General features: G+C 32.8%; 12 protein-coding genes. 9 read left to right on the plus strand and 3 right to left on the minus strand.

The window, feature by feature from the left end; translation table 11 throughout:
- Nucleotides 1-177 precede the first annotated feature (177 nt).
- A complete protein-coding gene (locus tag B0A65_RS05670) occupies nucleotides 178-558 on the plus strand; it encodes a PH domain-containing protein (protein ID WP_026982827.1) in 381 nt (126 codons plus the stop codon).
- 65 nt (nucleotides 559-623) lie between these two features.
- On the opposite strand, the gene B0A65_RS05675 is transcribed toward B0A65_RS05670, so the two are convergent.
- A complete protein-coding gene (locus tag B0A65_RS05675; RefSeq protein ID WP_074659493.1) occupies nucleotides 624-1490 on the minus strand; it encodes a M48 family metalloprotease in 867 nt (288 codons plus the stop codon).
- 329 nt (nucleotides 1491-1819) lie between these two features.
- Here B0A65_RS05675 and lipA point away from each other — a divergent pair, with 329 nt between their 5' ends.
- From lipA to B0A65_RS05690, 3 genes are all read left to right on the plus strand, one after another.
- Nucleotides 1820-2686, plus strand: a complete 867-nt coding sequence (lipA, locus tag B0A65_RS05680) for a lipoyl synthase (RefSeq protein WP_029272210.1) — start codon at nucleotides 1820-1822, stop codon at nucleotides 2684-2686.
- 75 nt (nucleotides 2687-2761) lie between these two features.
- A complete protein-coding gene (gene gap / locus B0A65_RS05685) occupies nucleotides 2762-3760 on the plus strand; it encodes a type I glyceraldehyde-3-phosphate dehydrogenase (RefSeq protein WP_074659492.1) in 999 nt (332 codons plus the stop codon).
- A 26-nt stretch (nucleotides 3761-3786) separates the two neighbouring features.
- Entirely contained in the window at nucleotides 3787-5961 is a 2175-nt protein-coding gene (locus B0A65_RS05690; protein WP_074659491.1) for a tetratricopeptide repeat-containing hybrid sensor histidine kinase/response regulator, read from the plus strand.
- Nucleotides 5962-5990: 29 nt separating this feature from the next.
- Here B0A65_RS05690 and lpxK read toward each other — a convergent pair whose 3' ends face one another.
- Nucleotides 5991-7013, minus strand: coding sequence for a tetraacyldisaccharide 4'-kinase (gene lpxK, locus B0A65_RS05695; protein WP_074659490.1), 1023 nt, complete (start codon nucleotides 7011-7013; stop codon nucleotides 5991-5993).
- 96 nt (nucleotides 7014-7109) lie between these two features.
- On the opposite strand from lpxK, the gene B0A65_RS05700 reads away from it, so the two are divergent.
- The 3 genes from B0A65_RS05700 (at nucleotide 7110) to B0A65_RS05710 (ending at nucleotide 10056) form a co-directional block, all read left to right on the plus strand.
- On the plus strand, nucleotides 7110-8204 hold the full coding sequence (locus tag B0A65_RS05700) for a Nif3-like dinuclear metal center hexameric protein (protein WP_074659489.1): 1095 nt from the start codon (nucleotides 7110-7112) through the stop codon (nucleotides 8202-8204).
- A gap of 3 nt (nucleotides 8205-8207) precedes the next feature.
- Nucleotides 8208-8987: a zinc ribbon domain-containing protein gene (locus B0A65_RS05705; RefSeq protein ID WP_074659488.1), complete on the plus strand. Its 780-nt coding sequence runs from the start codon at nucleotides 8208-8210 to the stop codon at nucleotides 8985-8987.
- 187 nt (nucleotides 8988-9174) lie between these two features.
- The gene (locus tag B0A65_RS05710; RefSeq protein WP_074659487.1) at nucleotides 9175-10056 is read left to right on the plus strand and encodes an alpha/beta fold hydrolase; all 882 of its coding nucleotides are present in this window, start codon (nucleotides 9175-9177) and stop codon (nucleotides 10054-10056) included.
- Between the two features lie 14 nt (nucleotides 10057-10070).
- Here the strand turns inward: B0A65_RS05710 and B0A65_RS05715 are convergent, their stop codons facing one another.
- The gene (locus tag B0A65_RS05715; RefSeq protein ID WP_074659486.1) at nucleotides 10071-10751 is read right to left on the minus strand and encodes an ArsR/SmtB family transcription factor; all 681 of its coding nucleotides are present in this window, start codon (nucleotides 10749-10751) and stop codon (nucleotides 10071-10073) included.
- A gap of 72 nt (nucleotides 10752-10823) precedes the next feature.
- Here B0A65_RS05715 and B0A65_RS05720 point away from each other — a divergent pair, with 72 nt between their 5' ends.
- Complete coding sequence (locus B0A65_RS05720) at nucleotides 10824-11975, plus strand: cytochrome P450 (RefSeq protein ID WP_074659485.1); 1152 nt, start codon at nucleotides 10824-10826, stop codon at nucleotides 11973-11975.
- A gap of 15 nt (nucleotides 11976-11990) precedes the next feature.
- Nucleotides 11991-12335 carry an antibiotic biosynthesis monooxygenase family protein gene (locus B0A65_RS05725; protein WP_074659484.1) on the plus strand — a complete coding sequence of 115 codons (345 nt, stop codon included), beginning with the start codon at nucleotides 11991-11993 and terminating at the stop codon, nucleotides 12333-12335.
- Nucleotides 12336-12399: the final 64 nt, after the last annotated feature.

A 12399-nucleotide genomic window follows, 5' to 3' on the forward strand; every position in this document is an offset into this window, starting at 1 on the left:
ATAAAAAAAGCANNTGCTTTTTTTATGTTTTATTAAAGCACTAAGAGATTAAGAAAATTGAGTTACAAGCTTAATTTTCTTAATCTCTTATCATTTAGAAACAAGATTATTTTTTATTTTAATTACTTTTACCATTCATAAAAAGAGAAACATTTTATTAAAATTAAAAACTAAAAAATGGGAATATTTTCAGCACTTCTTGGTAATGCAGGTTCTGTAAGTCAGGAAGATTTACTAAAAAACTACGGACAGCTTTTAACTGATAACGAATCAATTGAAATGGGTTTTAAATTAATCCGTGACACTTTTATCTTTACTAATAAAAGATTAATTCTGGTTGATGTACAAGGAATCACAGGAAGCAAAACAGAATATAAATCAATCGCTTACAAAAGCATTACCCGCTTTAGTGTAGAAACAGCAGGAACTTTTGACTTAGATGCCGAATTAAAAATTTGGGTTGCAAGCGAATTACAACCAAGTATTGTAAAACAATTTACTAAATCTGTGAACGTATATGAAGTGCAAAAAGTATTAGCACATCACGTTTTAGGTTAATCATAAAAAAACAAAAACCCGACATCTTGAAAATCTGTCGGGTTTTATTTTTTAAAAAGAAATGACTATTTCTTTTTAGTTGTTGTTTTCTTAGTGGTAGTAGCTTTTTTAACCGGAACCGGAACAGTATTTACAATTTTCCCCTGTACATATGGTTTATACAAACCATCTTTTTCTGCTCTCTTTTTTGCATCTTCAGCTCTTTGTTTTGAATCAGGATGCGAACTCATCATCTGATCGATAAAAGAAGCTTCTGCACCTTCGCTCATTTTCGCTAAAATTCTAAACGCAGATTCCTCGGCATTTACATTATAACCATTCTTCTTCATAAAATTATACGCAAACAAATCGGCTTCCGCTTCTTGTTTACGGCTAAATTTACTATCAATAATAGCGCTTCCTATTTTTCCTAACTGGCTATCTGTAACGCTGGCAACAGTTGCTGACTGTGAAGCAGCTGCATCCATTAAAGCTTCTTTTTTATAAGCCGCCTTAATAGCATCTTGCGAATCATGATTTGCCACGTGACCAATTTCATGGCCAATTACTGCAAGTAGTTCATTATCATCCATGATATCCATTAATCCGGAATACACACGAACACTACCATCTGCGGTTGCAAAAGCATTTACTTCTTTTAATTTATATACTTTATAATTTAATGTATAACCTTCTCCAGCAGTGTATTTTCCAAAAACTTTATTCAATCTTATAGTGTAACCGTCTGTCGGGCCGGCAATTTCATTTTCAGTATCCAGTTTATCTACCGCCGCTTTAGATAATGCAGCAGCATCGGCATTGCTAAATGTAAAACCGCTAACTCCTTTTTGAACAGCACCAATTGCTTTATCTCCAAAATTAATTTGCGCATTGATCTTATTAAAACCAAAAAAGGCAAATAAAACTCCTAATACAATAAATTTCTTTTTCATATTTCTTATTATTTCAATTTAACAACAAATGTAGTACAACAATATTCCTTTTTACACTTCTTTAATGTCCATTTTCTAACAAATAAAGATATAAATTTTAAATGAGCTAAAGTAGGAAGAATACAATAACTTAGCCTTTCTGACAAAATAAACAAACAAAACAACAGCTTTTGAACATATCTTACTTTTTAAAAACAATGATTTAACAATTTAATAAAATATTCATCAAAACAGTTTCACAAAATTGTAACAATACAATTTCAAATTAAATTATAAACAAATCCTCAAATAAACTACAATGCTTATCTTTGTACTTTGAATTTTGATATATGGAAACAGTCATTGAAAATATACCAACGGGAAAACCTAAATGGTTAAAGGTTAAACTTCCAATTGGACAAAAATATACTGAACTTCGTGGTTTAGTTGATAAATATAGCCTAAACACTATTTGCACCTCCGGAAGTTGCCCAAATATGGGAGAATGTTGGGGAGAAGGAACTGCCACTTTTATGATCTTAGGAAATGTTTGTACCCGTTCTTGCGGATTCTGTGGTGTAAAAACCGGAAGACCAGAAACGGTGGACTGGGACGAACCCGAAAAAGTAGCGCGTTCAATAAAAATAATGAACATCAAACATGCTGTAATTACAAGTGTGGACAGAGATGATTTAAAAGATGGCGGATCAATTATCTGGATTGAAACTGTGAAAGCAATTCGCAGAATGAACCCAAACACTACGCTTGAAACTTTAATTCCGGATTTTCAGGGAATCGAAAGAAATCTTGACCGAATTGTAGAAGCAAATCCTGAAGTAGTATCGCATAATGTTGAAACAGTTCGTCGTTTAACACGCGAAGTGCGTATTCAGGCAAAATACGATCGTAGTCTGGAAGTTTTACGTTATTTAAAAGAAAAAGGAATCAACAGAACTAAATCTGGTATTATGCTGGGACTTGGTGAAACTGAAGAAGAAGTTTTTCAAACCATGACCGATTTGCGTAATGCAAATGTTGATGTTGTAACCATTGGTCAATACCTGCAACCAAGTAAAAAACACTTACCTGTAAAAGAATTTATAACACCGGATCAATTTGCTAAATATGAAAAATTTGGTCTGGAATTAGGTTTCCGCCATGTCGAAAGCGGGCCTTTGGTTCGTTCTTCTTATAAAGCACAAAAACATATTTTATAAAAACGTTTAACCGTTTATTTGTTTAATTGTTCAATCAATTAAACAAATAAACGATTTACCGAATAAACAACTAGCTTGAAAACAAGAATTGCTATTAATGGTTTTGGAAGAATCGGAAGAAATTTATTTCGCCTTCTTATCAACCACCCAGAAATTGAAGTAGTTGCAATTAATGATATTGCTGATAATAAAACCATGTCGCATTTGATAAAATACGACAGTATTCATGGAGTTTTACCTTTTAAAGTAAGCTACGACGAAGAAGGTATTATTGTAGACGAAAAACATGTGGCCTTTTTTCATGAAAAAAGCATTTCAAATTTAGACTGGAAAAGCCATTCTATTGATTTTGTAATAGAATCGACAGGAAAATACAAAACGCATGAAGAGTTAAATGCACATATTGAAGCTGGAGCAAAAAGAGTAATTCTTTCAGCCCCCTCAGAAGTTGATACAATAAAAACAGTTGTTTTAGGGGTAAATGATAGTATTTTAGATGGAAATGAACTAATTGTTTCGAATGCAAGTTGTACCACAAACAATGCTGCTCCGATGATTAAAATCATTGAAGAATTGTGCGGAATCGAGCAAGCATACATTACAACGATACATTCATACACAACGGACCAAAGCCTTCATGACCAACCACATAAGGATTTACGCAGAGCAAGAGGTGCAAGTCAGTCAATTGTTCCAACAACTACAGGTGCAGCTAAGGCATTAACAAAAATTTTTCCTAAATTGCATCAAAAAATCGGAGGTTGTGGTATTCGTGTACCTGTTCCAGACGGTTCATTGACAGACATTACATTTAATGTAAAGCGCGCTGTCACGATTGAAGAAATTAATAAAGCATTTGAAGAAGCCTCAAAAACAAATTTAAAAGGAATATTAGATTATACAGAAGATCCTATTGTTTCTGTCGATGTAATTGGCAATACACATTCGTGTTTGTTCGATGCACAACTTACCTCCGTTATTGATAAAATGGTCAAAGTTGTGGGTTGGTACGATAATGAAATTGGTTATTCATCAAGATTAATAGATTTGATTTTACTGATAAGAAAAACATAGAATTCATTGTAAAAGCATTGCCATACATGAAATACCACCTTCTTATTCTTGTTTGTTTTTTTAATTCATTTTTGTATTCTCAAACTCAAAAGAAGAATACAGATAGCATTTCCTATTATAATAAGTTAGCCAACTCAAATCTTGACAAGCAAAAATTCAATCAGGCTGTTTTTTACACCAAAAAATCAATCGATTTTTGTCAAACAAATGGCAAAAACGAAAATTTAGCCAATCAAACTTTCAAGCTGGGCAAAATTTTCTACAATCAGCAAAAATATGATGAAGCGCTAAAAAACTTTCATAAAAGTGTTTCCTTATTTGACAAAGTAAAACCAACCTGCACCAAGATTCTTGCCTTGCATTATATTGGCGCATCAAATAGTGCCAAAGGCAATTATGAAATTGCTAATGTTTACTACCAAAAGGCTGACAACCTGCTAAAACAATTAAAACTTGTTGACCATGCAGAAGTTTTAAATTATCAGAAAGCAATGGCATTAAAGGCTGGAAAAAATCTGCCTCTTGCTGCTAAAACTTTTCAAAAAATAATAAAAAAACCGGATAGCCCAAAAATTATTAAAACCAAAACAGATTCGTATTATCAACTCGGATTAATTGAAACACAACTTAAGCGAAATGATTCTGCTCTTGTGTATTTTGATAATGCCTTAGATTATAGCGTTAAGAACAATAATCTGGATCAAAAATCAAAGATCATTTTAGCTATAAGCCAATACTACAAAAAACAGAAAAATTTTGACCTTGCTTACTCTTATCTTGATGAACATTACCAGATTGAAAATTATATTCTTAAGTTAAAAAATGCCAAACTAGACCTTAATGAGTATGAAAAATTCAAAAAAACACAGTCTATAAACAACACGCTTAAACGTGAAAGCGAAGAAAAAATACAATTAAAAACCTATCGATATTCAAAATTAGTTAGTATTCTGGCTATTGCTTTGATTTCAATTTTGTCACTTCTAAGTCTGGCTTTATATAAAAACAATATTATTCGAAATCAGAATAATTTACTTTTGAGAGAAAAAAACAAAGAGCTTATTCTTGCTAAAAACAAAGCTGAAAAAGCATCAAAAGCAAGATCTGAATTTTTATCAACGGTAAGTCACGAGCTGCGGACACCATTGAATGCTATTAACGGAATAACACATTTACTACTCGAAGACAATCCGAAAAAAACCCAGCTTAAGTATTTAGAATCCTTAAAATTTTCAGGGAATTATCTTACTACTTTTATAAACGAAATTCTTGAAATAAATAAGATCGAGTCTACTAAAGTGGAAATTGAAAACATAAGTTTTAATTTAAAAGAACTTTTATTCAATATTCAAAGCTCCTTAAAAGAATTGGCAACCGCCAACAAAAACTACTTTAATCTCGAAATTGACGAGGCAATTCCAGATAATTTAAATGGAGATCCAACAAAATTATCTCAAATCATATTAAACTTAATTAATAATGCGCTCAAGTTCACTCAAAATGGACATGTCAATGTTATTGCAAAATTATATGCTATAGAAGAAGAAAATGCTACAGTTTATTTTGAAATTGTTGATACCGGAATTGGTATTCCTGAAGACAAATTGCAAACTGTATTTGAAAGTTTTTCGCAAGGTTCTATCGAAGTGAATCGAAAATATGGAGGAACTGGTTTAGGGCTTACTATCGTAAAAAAATTAATAGAACTTTTAGGAGGTGAAATAAAACTAAAAAGTGAAGTTGGAAAAGGATCAACCTTTACTTTTAAATTAAATTTCAGCATTAACAACGAACCATTAGTAGTGGTTGAAGAAGCAAAACCATACAGCGACAAGCAATTAAAACACAAATCAATTTTACTGATCGAGGACAACAAAATCAATCAAATGATTACGCGAAAAATGCTCGAAAACAAGGCTATTTGCTGTGAAATTCTCGATAATGGCGAAGAAGCCGTAGAGCTTTTAAAAGTGAAACGTTTTGACATGGTTTTGATGGATGTACATTTACCAGGCATTAACGGAACAACTGCAACAAAACTTATCAGGGAATTTGACAAAACCACGCCAATAATTGCTTTAACAGCTATTTCGCTTGATGAAAACAGAGATATGCTTTTGTCTTACGGAATGAACGATGTAATCACAAAACCTTTTGTTCCGGATGAATTCTACAGTATAATTGCGAAGTTTTTTGATTAGTTTTTTTAAGAGGCTAAGACTCTGAGACACTAAGGTTCTAAGGTTTTCTTAATATAGTCCAAAACCGTCGCTTCAAAATTTTGATGTTGATTGATAAAAGTGCTTTTTATAGGAAGATAATACAATTGTGGGAGCAGTTTAGAATCCTTTAAGCGAACGTAATCTTTCTCTGTAGTAATGATTTTTTTGCCGGTTGCTCTATTTTGAATTTCATCTAAATCAGAATCTGAAAAATGGTGATGATCCGGATAAGTCAGACATTCATCATTTACATTTTTTAAATAATCAAAAAACGGTTTTGGTTTTGCTATTCCGGCTAAAAGTATTTTTACTTCTGCCTTAATATCATTTACAGCAATTTTCTCCTTTTTATTATAAATCGCATCATCATAATCTATAAAACTAAAATAGATTTGTTGCGAACAATTTAAGTTCAATTTCAATCTAATTTCTTCCTGCTTTTGATCCGATAAATCTTTTGGACATTTTGTTACAACAATAATATTGGCACGGTTTGCTCCGCTTCTGCTTTCGCGCAAATTTCCGGTTGGCAACATAAAATCATCTGCGTATAAATCCCCATAAGAAGTTAGCAGAATGTAAAATCCGGCTTTTACTTTTCGGTGTTGATAAGCATCATCTAACAGAATAATTTCTGGTTTTTCTTTTTGCGAAAGTAATTGCGTTATTCCGTTTGTACGGTTTGCATCAACTGCCACCTGAATTTTTGGAAATTTTTGATAAAACTGAAAAGGTTCATCACCAAGAATTTCAGCATTTGAAGCTCCATCAGCCAGAACAAAACCTTCAGATTTACGCTTATAGCCACGACTTAAAGTGGCCACTTTATATTTATCAGACAATAATCGAATCAGATATTCTATTTGAGGTGTTTTCCCGGTTCCGCCCACACTTAAATTTCCAACGGCGATTACCGGTATATCAAATGAAGTTGATTTAAGAATTCCTTTATCGAAAAGAAAATTTCTAATTGAAGTAATGAATCCGTATAAAATGGCAAACGGAAAAAGTATTTTTCGAAGTACATTCATTTTACGAAAGTATAATTTTTTTCGTTAATTTGTTTCAAGTTTCAGGCGCATCGTAAAACATAAAACCTGAAACTTGAAACCTGAAACAAAAAGAAGATGAAAATTAAGGATATAATTGCAGTTCTGGAAGAAATGGCTCCTTTGGCTTACGCCGAAGATTTTGACAATGTTGGACTTTTAGTTGGTGATTCCGAAACAAAAAGCACAGGAATTTTAGTTTGTCATGACGCTCTGGAAAATGTAATTGACGAAGCCATTAAGAAAAACTGCAATTTGGTAGTTTGTTTTCACCCTATTTTATTTTCCGGAATCAAAAAAATTACCGGTAAAAATTATGTCGAACGTGCCATTTTAAAGGCGATCAAAAATGATATTGCCATTTATGCTGTTCATACTGCTCTTGATAATCATTCGGCTGGAGTTAATAAAATATTCTGCGATATATTAGGATTGGAAAACACAAAAATCTTAATTCCGAAGCAAAATTTTATACAAAAATTAGTTACTTATACTGTGCCTGAAAATGCACAAAAAGTACGTCAGGCACTATTTGATGCTGGTGCCGGAACTATCGGGAATTACGATAATTGTAGTTTTAACTCAAACGGAACTGGAACTTACAAAGGCAATGCTAAAAGTAATCCGGTTGTTGGAAAACGTCATAAATTAACCGAAACCGAAGAAATAAAAATTGAAGTTACTTTTGAAAAACATTTACAATCCAGCGTATTAAAAGCTCTTTTTGACAATCATCTTTATGAAGAAGTGGCTTATGAAATTTATGAACTTCAAAATTCGCATCAAAATATTGGTTTAGGAATGATTGGAGAATTTGAAAATGCAATGAACGAAAAAGACTTTTTGCTTTTCGTAAAAGATAAAATGATTGCCAACGGAATTCGTCATTCAGCCTTTAGAGGAAAAAAAATAAAGAAAGTTGCGGTTTTGGGAGGTTCTGGAAGTTTTGCTATCAAAAATGCAATTCAGGCTGGTGCCGATGCTTTTTTAACTGCTGATTTAAAATACCATCAGTTTTATGAAGCCGAAAACAAGTTACTTTTAGCAGATATTGGTCATTTTGAGAGCGAACGCTATACAAAAAACTATATTGTTGATTATCTTCGAAAAAAAATCCTTAATTTTGCCATCATTTTATCAGAAGAAAATACAAATCCAGTTAAGTACTTATAGAATATGGCGAATACGAAAGAATTAAGTGTTGAGGACAAGTTAAGAGCAATATACGATTTACAGCTTATTGACTCTAGAATTGACGAAATCAGAAACGTAAGAGGAGAACTTCCTTTAGAAGTTGAAGATTTAGAAGATGAAGTTGCAGGTTTGAGCACTCGTTCAGAGAAACTGAAAAGTGAACTTGAAGTGATTGAAGATCTTATCAAAGCAAAGAAAAATGCTATTGATGAGCACAAAGAGGTTATCAAAAAATACACAAAACAACAAGAATCAGTTCGTAATAACAGAGAATTTAATTCTTTGACTAAAGAGGTTGAATTTCAGGAATTAGAAATTCAATTGGCTGAAAAGCAAATCAAAGAAATGAAAGCTTCTATCGAACATAAAAAGGAAGTTATTTCTAACTTAAAAGAAAAACTTGACGCAAAAAGTTCTCATTTAAAACATAAAAAATCTGAACTTGATGCTATTATGGCTGAAACTCAAAAAGAAGAAATCTTCTTATCTGAGAAATCTGCTGAGTTTTCAGGTCAAATTGAAGACAGATTATTAGCTGCTTACAACAGAATCAGAAGTAGTGTTCGTAATGGTTTAGCGGTAGTATCTATCGAAAGAGGAGCTTCTGCAGGATCATTCTTTACAATTCCACCTCAAACGCAGGTAGAAATTGCTTCAAGAAAGAAAATCATCACTGATGAGCACTCTGGAAGAATTTTAGTTGACAGCGCATTAGCTGAAGAAGAAAAAGAAAAAATGGAACAATTGTTCTCTAAATTCTAAATAATAGAGTCCCGATCTAATCGGGACTTTTTTTTTGCTTATTATTTTTGCCACAGATTAAAAGATTAACACAGATGGAAAGTCACTCAAGCCTTGAGATAAAATCCTTTTTAATCTTTTAATCTGTGGCAAAACTTTTTATAGCGAGTTTAGCATTCATTTTTTTACCTTTAAAAAAAATTAAGTTGTGGGAATTAAAAAAGGAATTCGTTTCATTACATTAAAATCAGTCGGACAATATATCAACTTCCTGAGTTATGTTCGCCCTCAAAAAGCCGTTGAACTTTCATACGCTCTTTTTAGCCAACCAAGAATTGGAAGATTACAAAAAGAGACTTTACCAAAAATTCTAAAAAATACAGAAACGGAAACGTTTCATCATAATGAACATCATTTTCAAACCTATATCTGGAAAGGAAACGAAACTAAAATCCTGCTCGTTCACGGTTGGGAAAGCAATGCTTCGCGCTGGAAAAAAACTTTGCCACATCTTCAAAAATCAGGAAGTACCATAATTGCTATCGATGCACCTGCGCACGGGCAAAGCAGTGGAAAAGAATTTAATGTTCCGCTTTACGCTGAATTTATAAATAAGGCGGTTGAGAAATATCAGCCGGAAATTATTATTGGACACTCTATTGGTGGCGCAGCTTGTGTTTATCATCAATATTTATTTCCGAATACCAGCATTAATAAAATGGTGATTTTGGGAGCGCCTTCAGAATTAAAAACATTGATTGACAATTATATTTCTATGTTAAGTTTGAACACTAAAATGCTTTCACTTTTAGAAAGCAAATTCATGAAACGTTTTAACTTTAAACTCGAAGATTTCTCCGGACAACGATTTGCATCTGAATTTAATGTTGCTGGTTTAATTGCGCATGACACCTCAGATAAAATTGTTGCTTTTGAAGAAGGAAAGAAAATTGCAAGTCACTGGAAGAACAGTCAATTTATTGAAACCGAAGGTTTGGGCCACGGCATGCATGACGATGAATTGTATGAGAAGGTTCTTGAGTTTTTATTTTCTGAAAGCTCTAAAGGTTCTGGGCTACTAAGTCGCTAAGGCACTAACATTTTTTAAACAACAATCTTAAAATTCTTCAACAACTCCTTTTCCCCTTTTCCTGTAATGGCTATGGCTCTTGAATCTTTGGTTCTTCGGAGCCAGTCTTCATTTATCATTTTGTCTAATAATAAAGCCCCAATCGAGCCAGCGATATGATTTCGTCTTTCGCTCCAATCCAGGCATGGCTTTAAGAAGATTCTTTTTTGTTTTTGGGCTTCTTCTAGATTAATTCCGAAATCTGAAAACCATTTTTCTCCGTCAATACTAATTTCGAAAGCACCATTTTTTTCAATAATTATCTTTTGTTCTAATAAACTATCTGCCAGGGCGACACCCATTTTTCCAGCCAGATGATCGTAACAAGTTCTGCAATATTTTATTGGAGGATATTCTTCGGACTTCTTTTTTACAGGATCTTTAGGTTTGGGAATAAGATTCGCCATTGCTTCAACGGCGTAGGCAACTTCTTTATTCGAAAATCTGTAATATTTATGACGGCCTTGTTTTTCAACACAAATTAAATCTGCCTCTAAAAGCTTCCCTAAATGCATGCTGATGTTTTGCGCCGATGTCTCAACAGCAATGGCTAATTCGGTTGCTGTAAACGCTCTTCCGTCAAGTAAATTCCATAAAATTGACGCACGGGTTGCATCGCCAATTAAGGTTGCCGTTTTTATAAACTGATCTTCCATTTTATTTCATAGTTAAATACAGACTGAACTATTCACTTGTAAAGTTAAATAACTTTGCTAAAAACAAACACAATGACCTCTAGTTTATTCCTTCAGTCCGACGTTCAGGATCCCTATTCCATTTATAAAGCCATGTTGGATAAAAGCCCTTTTTATTGGGACGAAACCAACAAAATCTGGGCGATTTATTCTTATGAATATTGCGTTGCAATTCTGAAAAATGAAAAAACCGAAATTCCGGTTGTAAATCCAAATAACGAACAGCAGTTAAACGAATATAGCTTAAAAATTCTTGGTAATTTGACCCGATTATCAAATGGTCTGCAGCATGACATTGCAAAAGAAATTGCAATGCATTTGTTTTCAAATATGAAAACAATTGATATGAGCGAAATCATTTCATCTTTACTTAAAAATGGTTTTATTGGAAATAAAATTGACTGGGTTGACTCCGTTTGTAAAAAACTCCCCATTCTTGTCCTTTTAAAAAGTTTGGGTTTTGAAGAAAATGATTGTGAATTTATTTCAGAGAAAATAGAGTCTTTTACCAAAATCATGCTTCCGCAGAAAACACAAGAACAGATAGAGCTTATAAATAATACTTCTGAAAAACTTTATTTGATAGCTGAAAAACATCTTTCTACACTACCTTTCTATGATTCTTTACTAATGAAACTTTCGAATGAATATAATCTTTCAAAAGAAGAAATTAACACAATTGCAGTCAGTAATTTTATAGGTTTATGTCTTCAGAGTTTTGATGCTGGCCGTGGGATTCTGAGTAATTCGTTATTGCAAATTATTCAACATAAAACATTTTCGAATAGAATCGAAATAGAAAAATCGGTTATTGAGACTTTGCGTTTTGATCCGCCAATTCATAATACAAGACGAATTGCTAAAGAAGATTTTTGCATCGGCGAAAGCCAAATTAAAAAAGGTGATTCGATATTAATTATTTTGGCTTCTGCCAACCGAGATCCTCAAAAGTTTGAGAACGCTCTGAATTTTGATATTGAAAGAATAAATAATACCGAAAATCTAACTTTCGGAATTGGCGGTCATATGTGTCTGGCTAAATATTTTTCCATTCATTTGGCAACTGAAGCACTTTGGTATTTGTTTCAGAATTACAAATCGATTTCGTTGTTAGAAAATCAAATTCAATACGAACCACTAATAAATGCCAGATTGCCAAAAAAAATCTGGCTTTCAGTTCAATAATTAAAATAAAAAATCATGATAGCTGTAATTTTTGAAGTTATTCCAAACGAAGGAAAAAAAGAAGAATATTTAAATATCGCGGCAAGTCTGCGTCCAGAATTGGATCACATTGAAGGATTTATTTCTATAGAGCGTTTTCAGAGTTTTAGTAATCCTGAAAAAGTTTTGTCATTATCTTTTTGGAAAGATGAGCAAAGCATTCAGCAGTGGCGAAATTTAGAAATGCATCGTCATGCTCAGGCAAAGGGACGAAATGAAGTTTTTAAAGATTATCAGTTGAGAATTGCTCATGTTGTGAGAGATTATGGGATGTTTGATCGGAAGGAGACGCCTAGCGATAGTTCTGGTTTTCATAGATAGAAGGTTCTAAGGTTCTGAGATACTAAGATTCTAAGGTTTTTATCTTGATCAAAATAGGATAGAA

Source organism: Flavobacterium frigidimaris, assembly GCF_002217275.1.
Classification (GTDB): Bacteria; Bacteroidota; Bacteroidia; order Flavobacteriales; family Flavobacteriaceae; genus Flavobacterium; species Flavobacterium aquidurense.